The sequence below is a fragment of the Paracoccus homiensis genome, from assembly GCF_900111675.1.
In the GTDB taxonomy this organism is placed as follows: Bacteria; Pseudomonadota; Alphaproteobacteria; order Rhodobacterales; family Rhodobacteraceae; genus Paracoccus; species Paracoccus homiensis.
The window spans coordinates 1-12785 of the sequence record NZ_FOHO01000004.1 but is presented as its reverse complement, the minus strand read 5'-3'; the positions used below and the strand labels follow the sequence as shown (position 1 = coordinate 12785).

At 64.6% G+C, this 12785-nt stretch carries 12 protein-coding genes and 1 pseudogene; 11 read left to right on the top strand and 2 right to left on the bottom strand.

Annotated features, from left to right (window positions below):
• The first annotated feature begins 46 nt into the window (after positions 1 to 46).
• From BMX67_RS06830 to lhpI, 3 genes are all read left to right on the top strand, one after another.
• On the top strand, positions 47 to 976 hold the full coding sequence (locus BMX67_RS06830) for a LysR family transcriptional regulator (protein ID WP_090733584.1): 930 nt from the start codon (positions 47 to 49) through the stop codon (positions 974 to 976).
• Between the two features lie 334 nt (positions 977 to 1310).
• The gene (locus BMX67_RS06825) at positions 1311 to 2558 is read left to right on the top strand and encodes a Zn-dependent hydrolase (protein WP_090733582.1); all 1248 of its coding nucleotides are present in this window, start codon (positions 1311 to 1313) and stop codon (positions 2556 to 2558) included.
• Positions 2551 to 3498 carry a bifunctional Delta(1)-pyrroline-2-carboxylate/Delta(1)-piperideine-2-carboxylate reductase gene (gene lhpI, locus BMX67_RS06820; protein WP_245739274.1) on the top strand — a complete coding sequence of 316 codons (948 nt, stop codon included), beginning with the start codon at positions 2551 to 2553 and terminating at the stop codon, positions 3496 to 3498. Before BMX67_RS06825 ends, lhpI begins: the two co-directional genes overlap by 8 nt.
• Here the strand turns inward: lhpI and BMX67_RS06815 are convergent.
• Positions 3483 to 4406, bottom strand: a complete 924-nt coding sequence (locus tag BMX67_RS06815) for a LysR family transcriptional regulator (RefSeq protein WP_245739272.1) — start codon at positions 4404 to 4406, stop codon at positions 3483 to 3485. The genes lhpI and BMX67_RS06815 overlap by 16 nt on opposite strands.
• Before the next feature lie 499 nt (positions 4407 to 4905).
• Here BMX67_RS06815 and dctP point away from each other — a divergent pair, with 499 nt between their 5' ends.
• The 8 genes and pseudogenes from dctP to BMX67_RS06775 form a co-directional block, all read left to right on the top strand.
• Positions 4906 to 5880 (top strand): TRAP transporter substrate-binding protein DctP, encoded by a 975-nt coding sequence (gene dctP / locus BMX67_RS06810; protein WP_090733577.1) that lies wholly within the window; start codon positions 4906 to 4908, stop codon positions 5878 to 5880.
• Positions 5877 to 6413: a TRAP transporter small permease gene (locus tag BMX67_RS06805; RefSeq protein ID WP_090733576.1), complete on the top strand. Its 537-nt coding sequence runs from the start codon at positions 5877 to 5879 to the stop codon at positions 6411 to 6413. Before dctP ends, BMX67_RS06805 begins: the two co-directional genes overlap by 4 nt.
• A gap of 2 nt (positions 6414 to 6415) precedes the next feature.
• Positions 6416 to 7720, top strand: a complete 1305-nt coding sequence (locus tag BMX67_RS06800; protein WP_090733575.1) for a TRAP transporter large permease — start codon at positions 6416 to 6418, stop codon at positions 7718 to 7720.
• Positions 7720 to 8391, top strand: coding sequence for an RraA family protein (locus BMX67_RS06795; RefSeq protein WP_245739270.1), 672 nt, complete (start codon positions 7720 to 7722; stop codon positions 8389 to 8391). The genes BMX67_RS06800 and BMX67_RS06795 overlap by 1 nt, the downstream gene beginning before the upstream one ends.
• 211 nt (positions 8392 to 8602) lie before the next feature.
• Positions 8603 to 10408, top strand: coding sequence for a chloride channel protein (locus BMX67_RS06790; RefSeq protein ID WP_090733573.1), 1806 nt, complete (start codon positions 8603 to 8605; stop codon positions 10406 to 10408).
• A gap of 20 nt (positions 10409 to 10428) precedes the next feature.
• Positions 10429 to 11418, top strand: coding sequence for a formylglycine-generating enzyme family protein (locus tag BMX67_RS06785; protein ID WP_090733570.1), 990 nt, complete (start codon positions 10429 to 10431; stop codon positions 11416 to 11418).
• A gap of 181 nt (positions 11419 to 11599) precedes the next feature.
• A complete protein-coding gene (locus BMX67_RS19975) occupies positions 11600 to 11830 on the top strand; it encodes a transposase (RefSeq protein WP_090733568.1) in 231 nt (76 codons plus the stop codon).
• Positions 11831 to 11997: 167 nt separating this feature from the next.
• Positions 11998 to 12467, top strand: a pseudogene (locus tag BMX67_RS06775) (transposase domain-containing protein); the annotation flags it as partial.
• 39 nt (positions 12468 to 12506) lie between these two features.
• On the opposite strand, the gene BMX67_RS06770 reads toward BMX67_RS06775, so the two are convergent.
• The coding region (locus BMX67_RS06770; RefSeq protein ID WP_139206465.1) for an integrase core domain-containing protein at positions 12507 to 12785 on the bottom strand (279 nt) is incomplete at its 5' end.

The following is a 12785-nucleotide window of genomic DNA, read 5'->3' as shown; positions in this document are numbered from 1 at the left end:
ATATTAACTTGGCATAAAAGTCATATCCAAAAGGTTATAGCGCGCCATGGGACCACGTCAGTTGTCACATTTCCTTGCCGTCTGCCGTGCGGGGTCCATCTCGGCGGCGGCGCAAAGTCTGCGGATCGCGCAGCCCGCGCTCAGCAAGCAGATCGCCCAGTTGGAACATGATCTGGGCGCCGAACTGTTTCAGCGCCATTCGCGCGGGGTGTCGCTGACGCGGGCCGGTCAGCGTCTGCGCGACGAGGCGGCCGATCTGCTGCGGCGGATGGATCAGATCCGGCAGGCCGTCACCGAAAGCGAGGACACCGTCACCGGCGAGGTGACATTGGCGGTGATCCCATCGCTGGCGGCGGCGATCGCAGGCGAGATCTACCCCCTGGCCGAACGAAAATACCCGCAGATGCGGTTGCGGATCATCGACTATCCTTCGGATCGGGCGCGTCATGCGTTGCAGCGCCACGATGCCGATCTGGCGATCATCCCCAACGCGGCCACCGACCTGCCGCAGGCCGGGTCAATCCCGCTGTTCGAAGAGGCGTTCCACTATGTGACCCGCATCGCGCCGGGCGCGCGCAACACTCCGATCTCGTTCGCCGAGGCCGTTGCCCGCCCGCTGGTCCTGCCCTTCGTGAACCGCGACCTGCGCCGCCGCATCGAGGAAACTGCCCGCGCCATCGGCGTCGTTCCGAATGTGAAATACGAAACCGGCAGTGTGAATGTGGTCAGCAAGCTGATCGACGAAGGGCTGGCCGGGACGATCGTGCCGCTGACCTTCTGGCTGGACAAAATCGCCACCGGCACGGTCAGCGTGCAACCCGTGACCCGACCCGCGATCACGCGCACACATTCGCTGTGCTGGCTGAAGGATCGTGCGCAATCCCCGGCGGCGACCGCATTGCGCGACCTGCTGCCCGGCGAGATCGACCTGATGCTGGCTGCAGGCAAGCTGTCGGGAAACAAGCCAAGCCCCTAAGGCCCGGCGGGCGCCGTTTTGACGGTATGGGTGCAGGCCGCGACGATCACTTCGCGGATCAGTCAGTTTGCCAGTGAACCAATAGGATATACAATATTCCTTGAAAAATTATAGGAATCCCCGCGGTCTTGCCGACCGCGCATAGGCGGCACTGGGCCGGACATGCCCGGAAATGCCGCCAGCCAATCGGTCTGCATATCAGCGGTCTCTGGATGCCATAAGCCAGCGCTATTTGCGCTTGCGACCGATCCGTCAGAGGCTTGCGCACAAGCATTCAGCACCATGACCGCACAGCCTGAACTGGCGGATCGTTGGACAATATGAAGGATCTGCCATGCCCATCGCCCCTGACAGCCGCGTCGATCTGGACCGCTTCTGGCAAACCATCGAAACCTCGGGTCGGATCGGCCAGGGACGGCCGGGCGGCCTCTCGCGTCTGACGCTGTCGGATGCCGACAAGGAGATGCGCGACCAGTTCGTGGCCTGGTGCCAGGATGCGGGGCTCAGCGTGGAAGTCGATGAATGCGGCTCGATCTTCGCGCGGCGGGCAGGCAGCGATGACAGCCTGCCGCCGATCCTGATCGGCAGCCACTTGGACACCCAGATCAATGGCGGTCGCTTCGATGGCATCGCGGGCGTTCTGGCAGGGCTGGAGGTCGTTCGCGCCCTGAACGAGGCGAACCATGTCACCAAGCGCCCCATCGTCATCGTGGACTGGACCAACGAGGAAGGTGCCCGGTTCTCGCCGCCAATGGTCGCGTCGGGCTGTTTCGTCGGCAAATATTCGGTGGATTGGGTCCATGACCTGATCGGCGATGACGGCACCCGGTTCGGCGACGAATTGAAGCGCATCGGCTATGACGGAAGCCGCCCCTGCAAGGCGGGCGAGATCGACGCCTATTTCGAACTGCATATCGAACAGGGTCCGATCCTGGATGCCGAGGGGCGCGATGTCGGCATCGTCACCGGCGGCTATCCGGTGCGCGGAATGCGCGCCTCGTTCGAGGGCAAGACCGCGCATACCGGCCCGACGCCGATGGATCTGCGCCGGAACGCGCTGGTCGCGGGCGCGCGCTGGCTGACGGCGGTGGACGATATCGGCTGGGATTACGCGGTCCATGACGGCAAGGCCACCGCCGCACGGCTGACCGCCTGGCCGAACAAGCCCGGCATCCTGTCCGATACCGCCGAGGCCGTCTGCGATGTGCGCCATCCCGACCCGATCACCACGCGTGTCATGGCGGAGAAGATGCGCCGCTCGGTCCACGAGGCGGCCGCCGTGGCGGGCTGCACCGCGACCATCGAGGATGAATGGGAATGGGGCGGCGACATCTTCGATGCCGGGTTGATCGACAGCATCCGCAACCAGGCGATCCGCCTGGGCGTGAACTGGCGCGATATCCAGTCGCAGGCCGGGCATGACGCCTATTTCCTGGCGACGCATTGCCCGACCGCGATGATCTTTGCCCCCTGCAAGAACGGCATCACCCATAACAACGAGGAACATTGCGAGCCGCAGGATTTCGATGCCGCGCTGAACATCCTGCTGCATGCTGTCGTGGAAAGGGCCGATCGTGACTGACATCTTCCTGACCGAACACCAGCTGGAAACCGCGCTGGACTGGCGACCGCTGGTCGAGGAACTGCGCGACTGGTTCGCCCGCAATGCCGTCGTCGCCCCGCCCCGTCAGGTGCTGCCGATCAGGCAGCCCGACGGCAGCGAGGCGTCACTGCTGATCATGCCGGCCTGGATTCCGGGCGAATCCATCGGCGTGAAGATCGTGACCTTCTTTCCCGAAAACCCGCAACGCGGGCTGGCGACGATCAACGCGGGCTATATGCTGTTCGATGGCGAAACCGGTCAAATGAAATCGGTGATGGATGGCGATGCGCTGACCGCGCGGCGAACGGCGGCGGCATCCGCGCTGGCGGCGGATTACCTTGCCCGCAAGGACGCGCGGACCCTGCTTGTCGTGGGAACGGGTCAGCTGTCGCGCGCGATGGCCGCGGCCCATTCCAGCGTTCGCAACCATGATCGCATCATGGTCTGGGGCCGCAATTGCGACAGCTCGGCCCGGATCGCGGGGGCGATGCGCGAGGACGGTCTGCCCGCCGAGGCGGTCACCGACCTGGAACAGGCCTGCCGGAGCGCCGACGTGATCACGACGGTCACGGCGGCGACCAGCCCGATCATCCATGGCGACTGGCTGCGCCCCGGCACCCATCTGGACCTGGTCGGCGCCTTCCGCGAGGATATGCGCGAGGCGGACGATACCGCACTGGGTCAGTCACGTGTCTTCGTGGACAGCGTCGACGGCGCGATGAAATCGGGCGATCTGGCCCAACCCACCCGCGCGGGCCTGTTCGACCCGATCCAGATCGAGGCGGACCTGGCCGAGCTGGCGCAGGGTCGCCATCCGGGGCGCGGATCGGACGCCGAATTCACGCTGTTCAAATCGGCGGGCGTCGCGATCGAGGATCTGGCTGCGGCCGAGCTGGCCCACCGTCAGGTCACATCCTGATACATCGGGGCCAGTTCCTCGACGGTGCGGACAAAGGCACGTTCGGCCCCGCTGAGATCCTGTTTTGGGGCATGGACCAAATACACATCCGCCCCGATGGGCCGGTCCGTAACGCGGATCGGCCATAGCACGCCTTCGTCGATATCGGCCTGCACCGGATAGGTCGGCAGCAGGCCGATCCCGATGCCCGACACAATCATGCGCTTGACCTCTTGCAGGTTCGAACTGACGCCGGTGATACGGTTGCCGATATTCGCGCTGGCCTGAAGAACCGCCATCGGCTCCAGTCCCATGCCTTCGCTTGCGCAGGTGAACGAGATGAACGGTTCCTGCCGCAACTCGCGCTCGCTGATGCTTTCGCGACCGTAAAGCGAATGCTCGGCCCCGCAGAACAGTTGAAATTCCTCGCGGAACAGGCGAACCGATTCCAGGTTCAGTACCGGCTTGTTCAACAGGCAGAAGCCCAGATTGACGTTGCCCTTACTGATATTGCGCAGGATTTCGTGGCTGTTTCTGACCTCGACATGCAGTTTCACCGAAGGGTGGCGTTGATGGAACAGGCGCAGCAATTCGTAGATCATCGGCGACGCCAGGTTCGAGATGACCTGATAGCGCACCTCGCCGCGTTCCTCTTCCAGCGCGTCCTGCGACAATTGCACGATGCGGTCCGCCCCGTGGAACATGTCACGGCATTCCTGATAGACCTTTTCACCGCGCAGGGTCAGTTCGAAATGGCGGCTGTCGCGAAAGACCAGCTGGCAACCCAGCTGCGATTCCAGCTTCTGCAGGGCGTTGCTGACCGAGGGCTGCGAGATCCCCAGCCGTTTCGACGCGGCAGTGATGCTTTGTTCCTGCGCGATCACATAGAATGTGCGAAGCAGGTTCCAGTTCAGATCATTCTGCAGCACGGCGATGCACCCCCATTGGCCCGGCGGCCCCAATAGCACAGTGATCCCGGAAATATAGCGACGAAGCATAGGGCGATGCTATGGCATCCTTATGCTGCACCCCCCGCATTGTCGAAACAGACAGCGCCTTGGCGTGAAGCCGGACCTGCAGAAGCCACCCAAGGTTGTCGCCCGTCCTTCGCGGGCCCGTATCTGCCCACCAGGCAGGCATTCTGCCCCGAAAACACCCTTGATCCGGCCGCGTCTCGGGCCGCGCGGGACCGGTCTGCCCCGGTGCTATTCTTGGAATAGCCTGCGACTATTTGCGCCGGACGCGGCATCAGAATTATCGTTCATCTGACCTCAGAACCCGAGGAAGAACACGACATGACGCGATCCCGGAAAACCACAGCCCAGGCCTGCGATCGGATCGCGGTACGGCTTGCGGGGGCGCGGCGACCGACCGGCTTGCGGTCGGCGGGCAAAGAATAAGATACAGCGACAACAGAGAGGTAGACCCATGAATCGTTTGATGATCACGGCAGCGACGGCTGCACTTGTCCTTCCCGCGGCCGCGATGGCGACCGATCTGCGGATGCTGACCAGCTACAACATGAACGCGACCTATACCAAAGAGGTCGCGATGCGCTTTATCGACATGGTCGAAGAAGCCTCGGGCGGTGAGACCAGCATCAATCTCAGCGGTCCTGACGTCATCCCGCCCTTCGAACAGCTGCAACCGGTCGGCGCGGGCGTCTTCGACATCCTGTACACCCACGGCGCCTATCACACCGACACCACCGGCGTTGGCGCGGCCATGGACGCGGTGTCCGTCGATCCCGCCAAGGTGCGCGAGGCCGGCATCTGGGATCTGGTCGACGCCCATTACGCCGATCTGGGCCTGAAGCTGATCGCGGTGCCGCCGTTGGGATCGTCGGGCTTCCAATATGTGCTGGAAGAGCCGATCGAGGGATCGCCCGGTCTGGACGGTCGCCGCATCCGGGGCAGCGCGACCTATACCAACATCACCGAGGGGCTGGGCGGCGCGCCTGTGCTGATGTCGTCGGGCGATGTCTATTCGGCGCTGGATCGCGGCGTGATCGACGGCGCCGCATGGGGCCTGAACGGCGTCAAGGATCTGGGTTGGCACGAGGTTGCGGGATATTTCTCGAAGCCGACCTTCGGGCAGACCTATACCTATATCCTGATGAACCTGTCCAAGTTCGAATCCCTCGACCAGGCTGAACAGGCGCTGCTGCTGGAACAGGGCCGCAAGCTGGAAGAAACCAATGCCGAGCTGCTGGACGGTCTGGCCGTTCAGGAATGGAAAGAACTGGAAGAGCTGGGCATGCAGCCGACCGAGTTCGCCCCCGAGGATGCCGAGCGTCTGGACGCACTGGTCAACGAGGGCATCTGGAAGCTGGGCATGGAAAAATCGCCGGACACCGTCGCCCGCATGCGTGAACTGGCGCAGGAAAACGGGCTGACGGAATGAGCCAAGGCCGGACATTCGGCGCGGGGATCTGGCGCGCGCATGATGCGCTGACCCGCGCCGGGTTCCTTCTGGGCGGCGCCGCGCTTGCGGGGATCGTCGTGACCTTCCTGATCGAGGTCGTCGCCCGTTATTTCTTCAATTCGCCGACGCTGTGGTCGGCCTCGGCGGTGGCGTATCTGCTTTGCGCCGCGGCCACGCTTGCAATGCCCGAACTGGCCCGCACGCGCGGCCATATCGGCATCACCATCCTGGAAGAAAAGCTGCCCACGGCAACGCAGGCCCGCTTTATCCGCATCATCGCGGCGCTGACGGCGATCGTCTGCAGCTTTGCCGCCTACATGATCTGGGTCGAGGCGATCCGGCAGGTGCAATCGGGCACCAGCACGTCCTTTGCGGTCAGGATCCCGAAGATCTGGCTGTCGGGGCTGATCTGCTACGGCTTTACCGGGACGGCGATCTACTATCTGCGGGCCGCGCTGGCACCCGACAGCCTGCCGTGGAACGCGGACGAAGATCCGCAGGAAGGACTTTGATCATGGATTGGCAACTTGCGCTTGGCCTTGGGGTCACGTCGTTGATGGTGCTGTTCGCCCTTGGCATCCCGATCTTCGCGGCCTTCCTGACCATCAATGTCGCGGGCACGCTGTGGCTGATGGGGCCTGCGGGTTTCGGGATGTTCACCAACAGCGTCTATAACACCGTCACCTCGGAAACGCTGTCGACCATCGCGCTGTTCGTCCTGATGGGGGAATTGCTGTTCAGGTCCGGGTCGATCGACGTGATCTTCGATTCCCTCGACACGCTGATGGGCAAGATCAGGGGCCGCCTGTATTTCTTCGTGATCGCGCTGTCGACACTGTTCGGGGCGCTGTCGGGATCGGCGCTGGCGGTGACGGCGATGCTGTCGCGGTCCGCGCTGCCGACGATGCGGGATCGCGGCTATGACGAAAAGATCTCGGTCGGGCTGATCCTTGGCGGTGCGGGTCTTGCACCGATCATTCCGCCCAGCCTGCTGGTCGTGATCATCGGCTCGCTGGTCGATGTGTCGATCGCGCGGCTGCTGATCGCGGGGATCATTCCCGGCCTGGTGCTGGCGGGACTGTTTGTCGGCTATACGCTGATCCGCATCTGGGCCGACCCGTCCAAGGCACCTGCCGGCGATGACGACCACGACCGCTCGCTGCCGGCGATCCTGGCCGCCATCGGCAAGATGCTGCCCTTCAGCATCATCATCTTCGCCGTTCTTGGCCTGATCATGCTGGGCATCGCCACGCCGTCCGAATCCGCCGCAACGGGCGTTCTGGGCGCGATCCTGGTCGCGGCGTTCTATGGCAAGTTCTCGTTGAAGATGTCGGGGCAGGCGCTGATGTCGTCCCTGCGCATCAGCGCGATGATCATCGCCATTCTGGCCTGTTCGCAGCTGTTCAGCCAGCTTCTGTCCTTTACCGGCGCGACGCGCGGTCTGGTTGAGGCCGCGACCGAGTTCGACCTCAGCCCCGCCTTGATGCTGCTGTTGCTGATGGTGATCCCGCTGATCGCCTGCATGTTCATCGACCAGATCGCCTTCATGATGGTGGTCGTGCCGATCTATGATCCGCTGGTGTCGCTGTATGGCTTTGATCCGGTCTGGTTCTGGACGCTGTTCCTGATCAACCTTGCCGTGGGCAGCCTGACACCGCCCTTCGGCTATAACCTGTTCGCCGCCAAGGGCAGCGCGCCCTGGATCCCGATGCCGTCGATCTATGCCGCCGCCATTCCGATCTGTCTCTGCTTCCTGATCGGGATCCTTCTGTTCAGTCTGTTTCCAGGGATCATCACCTGGCTGCCGGGGTTGATCTGATGACCGCCTACAATATCGCACCCATGCCGCCGCAGATGGACCCGGCGCTTCGCGACCGCCTTGGCGGCTGCGAGCCCGCTACCATCGGGCATTTCCGCCGCAATGGCTTTGTCGATCCGCAGATCACCTGCCGCCATGCCAATGGCCCGGTGGCCGGGACGGCAGTGACGATCGCGCTGCCGCCGGGTGACGGCACGCTGTTGAACCACGCGCTGCGGCTGCTGCGCCCTGGCGATTTCCTGATCGTCGATCAGGGAGGCGACCGCCGCCACGCCTGCTGGGGTGCCGTGCTGACCGATGTGGCCTGCCGCATCGGGCTGGCGGGTGTGGTGATCGACGGGCTGGCGACCGATGTGCTGGCGATCCGGCAAGCGGGGCTTCCCCTGTGGTCGCGCGGGCTTGCCGCGCTGACGACCAAGCTGGCCAATGGCGGCGGGGCGATGAACCGCCCCGTTTCGGTCGGTGGGGTCGTGGTCAATGCGGGCGATGCCGTCCTTGCGGATGAAAACGGCATCCTGATCATGCCCGCATCCGAGGCCGAGGCAGCCGCCACCCACGCAGCCGAGGTCGAGGCCGAGGAACGCCGCATCCTGGCGCGTCTGGCCAACGGCGAGGTATTGCCCGATATCAGCGGCGCGACGCGGCTGGTTCTGGGCCAGACCGGTCGCTAGGGCGAACTGCCGTCCCTGTCGGGGATCTCGGCTGCGCCGCCCTGGGTCGCCCAACGGGGGCGCCCATCGCCCTTTGTAGGCGTCTGCCCCCGGAATGTGACGAACCGGGGTTGTAACCGGGCCGCAAGACGGTAGGAACCCATCCCAAACGGGACAGGCGCAGACCCGACTTCCGGGTTTTGTTGTTGTCATGTGAGGCAAGGTTTCTGCGATGGGCTGGGCGAGGGATCCGAACGTGCTGTTGCCGCGCAAGCATCATGGGCTTGCGGTTGCGGCGCGGGGGAACCTGTTGCGGCGGCGGTTGTTCGCGCGGGGCAACGCGGTCGGCTTCATGGTGCTGGCGGTGGCGGTCGGTGCGCTGGCGGGCATGGTGGTCAGCGCAATCAGCCTGGCCTCGCAGGCGCTGCACAGCCTGCTTTACGGCGTGGCCTTCGGCGCCGGGCTCAGCGGATCGGATCTGGCGCGCGACTGGCGATTGCTGGCGACGCCGGTCGCGGGCGGGCTGCTGACCACGCTGTTTCTGCACCTGCGCCGCCGCAAGGGCAGCATCGTCGACCCGATCGAGGCGAACGCGCTTTATGGCGGGCGCATGTCGCTGACCGACAGCATCTGGGTCAGCCTGCAGAACCTGGCCTCGAACGGGTTCGGCCTGTCGGCGGGGCTGGAGGCGGCCTATACGCAGGTTTCCTCGGGGATCGCCTCGAAGCTGGGGTTGAAGCTGAAGCTGCGCCGCGAGGATATGCGCGTGCTGGTCGGCTGCGGTGCGGCGGGCGCGATCGCGGCGGCCTTCGGCGCGCCCCTGACAGGTGCCTTCTACGCCTTCGAACTGATCATCGGCACCTACAGCACCGTGTCGCTGGCCCCGGTCATCGCCGCCGCCATCGTGGCGATGCTGGTCTCGCGCGCGCTGACGGGCGAGCCCTTCACCATCGATGTCGGCCCGATCGGGACCATCACCGCGATGGATTTCCTGCCCGCGCTTGCCATGGGCGGGATCTGTGCGGCCCTAGGCATCCTGGTGATGATCGGCGTCACCCGCACCGAACGTCTGGCCACGCTGGCCCGCATTCCGGCCTGGATCCGCCCCGCGATCGGCGGGCTGCTGGTGGGCGGGCTTGCGCTGATCTCGCCGCAGATCCTGTCGGCGGGACACGGCGCCATGCATATCAACCTGGATCACGACGTCGCGCTGCACGCGCTGGTGGGGCTGTTCCTGCTGAAGGCGCTGGCGACGGCGATCACCATCGGCTCGGGCTTTCGGGGCGGGCTGTTCTTTGCCTCGTTGCTGCTGGGGGCGCTGGTCGGCAAGGCGCTGGCCGTGCCGCTGGACTGGCTGGCGCCGGGCATGATGTCATCGGCGGCGCTGGCCGTCATCGGGATGAGCGCATTCGGCGTCGCGGTGATCGGCGGACCGCTGGCGATGACCTTCCTGACCCTCGAGGTCACGGGCGAGTTTCCGATCGCAGTGCTGGTTCTGGCGGCTTCGATCACCTCGTCGCTGGTGGTGCGGCAGACCTTCGGCTATTCCTTCAGCACCTGGCGCTTTCACCTGCGCGGTGAATCGATCCGCAGCGCCCATGATGTCGGCTGGATCCGCAACCTGACCGTGGACCGGCTGATGCGCCGCGATGTGGTGACCGCCCGCGACGACATGACCGCCGAGGAATTCCGCCAGGCCTTTCCCCTGGGCTCGACCCAGCGCGTGATCGTCACCGATACCGACAATGCCTATGCCGCGGTGGTGCTGGTGCCCGAAATCCACGCCGATGCGGATGCGGCCGAACCGCGCAGCGATCTGGCCAGCTTCTTTCATCAGCAGACCGACATCCTGCTGCCGGGGATGAACGCGCGACAGGCCGCGGCCCTGTTCGAAAACAGCCGAAGCGAGGCGCTGGCCGTCGTCAGCGACCGCGTCGAGCGTCGCGTTCTGGGCATCCTGACCGAGTCCCACACCCTGCGCCGCTATAGCGAGGAACTGGACAAGCAGCGCCGCGACATCATCGGCGCGGCGGAATAGGAAAAAAGGGGGGCAGGATCATGCAGGACCAGGGCAAGGCGTGCTGCGGCGCGGGCCGCGGCGATCGCGATACGGCACCCGAGGGTCGCGACGCGATGTTCCTGGCCGCGGCGCGGGCCGTGCCGCGGGCCCCGGACCGGGAACGGGGCGCCCTGCGCGCCCGGCTGGTCGCCATTCCCGGCGGCATCTTCGAAATGGGCGCCCGCAAGTCGCGCTCTGCCGCCGATCTGGACGCGCCCCGGCGCAAGGTCAAGCTGTCGCCCTTCCTGATCTCGGCCACGTCGGTGACGAATGCCGAATATGCCCGGTTCACCGAGGCGACCGGCTATCGCACGGTCGCCGAGCGTGAAGGCTGGAGCTTTGTGTTCCACCTGCTTCTGCAGGATGCCGCGGCATGGCCGGTCAGCCCGCCCGGCCTGCCATGGTGGCGGCGCGTCGATGGCGCCTGCTGGTCCTCGCCCGAGGGGCCGGGATCGGACATCGGCGGGCGCGAGGATCACCCCGCCGTGCATATTGCCTGGTATGACGCGCTGGCCTATTGCCAGTGGTCGGGGCTGCAATTGCCAAGCGAGGCGCAATGGGAACGCGCCGCCCGCGGCGGGCGGGCGCGGCGGAAATTCCCCTGGGGCGATGAGATGATGCCCGGCGATGCCCATGCGATGAACATCTTTCAGGGCCATTTCCCGACCCGCAACACCGCCGAGGATGGCTGGCCGGGCACCGCGCCGGTGCGGGCCTTCGCGCCCAATGATTACGGGCTTTACAACATGACGGGCAATGTCTGGGAATGGACCGCCGACCGCTTTGGCCCCCTGCCCCAGGGCAACCGCCTGCCGCCGCTGGACCCGGTGAATGACGACGACAGCCCGGGCGCCGCACGCGCACAGCGCGGCGGATCCTATCTGTGCCACGACAGCTATTGCGACCGCTATCACGTCCATTCCCGCACCAGAAACGACCCCGACAGCTCAACAGGAAACTGCGGATTCCGGGTCGCCGCAAAACACTGAAAAAGACCAGGCAGGACAACGACCAAACGTTCAAGTTAGGGTCAGGGAGCATTGCTACTCGGACAACGACTGACGCGGATGTCCGTGAAGATGCAGTGTAACGGACGGCTGAGCCCCACATTGCTTGGTTGACGCGCTGCTGCGAAGTCTTTTTCATCGACCAGTGAGAGTGCGTTTCGCAATGTGTGCCAAGAATTCGTTTCTCACACCTCCGGGCGTGGAGATCTATGCGTCGGGCCATCGCGGGTGGCCGACCCAGGTGAAAGCTTTGATGGTCGCCCATACGCTTGAGCCTGTCGCCACGGTGAATGCCGTTGCAGATCGGTATGGTGTGCAGCCGCACCAGTTATCGGCGTGGCGGCGGCTGGCCAAGCAAGGCAAGCTGGTGCTGCGTTCCGGGACGGGGCCATGACCCTGAGCCGAATGCCGTTCGAGACGCTTTTTTCCGGTCTCGACTGGCGTCGGGTCCGGCCTCTGGAAGCCCCGAATCCAGCCGTTGCGGAATGACCTGAATGCAACAAAAGGCGTTCAACTACAGATGGATCAGGATATGATGACAGCACGTCCGCCGCTCCCTCCATCGACCTTTCCGCCATCCCCGAAAGCCAACACGCCGCTGTTCTTGCCGTGCTGCGTGAACGGGACGCGCTGCAGGAAACCAACCGGCGGCTGGAGCATCTGATCGCCGAGCTAAACCAGATCTTGCATGGCAAACGCTCCGAGAAGCTGAACGACGACAAGCGTCAGGTGGCTTTCGAGGATCTCGGCACTGCCGTGGCCGAGGCCAAGACCCGGCAGGATGCGGAGGCTACGCCCCGCACGCCCCCGCGCCGGGCCGCCCGCCGCAATCGCGGGCATCTTCCGGAAAGCCTGCCCCGCGTTGAGCGGGTGATTGAGCCGGGCACCTTCCCTTATACCGCCAGAGCCAGATCTTTACGCGCGCAGGCATCGAGCTTCACCGCAGCACGCTGGCCAATTGGGTCGGCACCGCCGCCTTCCACCTCGGCCCGGTGGTCGATCGGCTGACCGAACACCTGATGACGTCGAACGGTAATCCCCCCGTTTTTGCGGGGGCTTGGTCGTAAAATTTATGCGGCCATCTTCAGTTTCTGTGCAGGTGTCATCCCGCCGTTGCCCATGTTCGGGCGTTCATGGTTGTAGGACCAGAGCCACTCGGTGGCAATCTTCTGGACCTCTTCGATGCTTTCGAAAATGTATAAGTCCAGCCATTCGTGCCGGACCGTCCGGTTGTAGCGCTCGACATAGGCGTTCTGCTGAGGCTTTCCGGGCTGGATGTATGCCAAGGCAATGCCCCGGTTGTCGGCCCATTCCATGAGGGTGCCACTGACGTATTCCGGGCCGTTGTC